This window comes from Peribacillus sp. SIMBA_075 (assembly GCF_046534585.1).
In genome coordinates this window covers 1-434 of record NZ_JAWRYN010000139.1, presented here as the reverse complement: position 1 = coordinate 434, position 434 = coordinate 1, and the positions used below count along the sequence as shown (strand labels likewise).

Annotated in this window: 1 protein-coding gene; it reads left to right on the top strand. The window is 40.1% G+C overall.

The window, feature by feature from the left end:
* On the top strand, window positions 1–434 hold a 434-nt coding region (locus SB775_RS27510; protein ID WP_410864305.1), incomplete at both ends, for an IS3 family transposase.

The window sequence follows — 434 nt, the reverse complement described above, 5'->3', positions numbered from 1 at the left end:
GCAGGTGGACTATTTAAAAAAGCGCAATCCAAATCTACATGGGAAGGAATGGTCCTGAAAGCCGAAAGGTTTCAAGTGATTGATGAATTGAGGAAAACACACCCACTCGCGTGGCTAATAAAAATCGGTGAAGTTTCAAGAGCTGGCTATTATAAATGGCGGAAGACTCAGTCTAAACGGTCTCTGAGACTTGAGAAAAACCTATGGATAAAAGAACATATATTAGCTATTCATAAGATACATCCGTACTACGGATATAAGCGGATGACTCGAGCTTTATTCAGAGAGGGAATCGTTGTCAATCATAAGTGTGTTCGTCGCTTGATGAGAGAATTAGGGGTTACATCTGTTATTCGAAAGAAACGTCCTTTCTATGGTCGAAGAGGATCCGTTGTATTTAAGAATGTTTTAAACCGTGAGTTCTATGCAGAGTC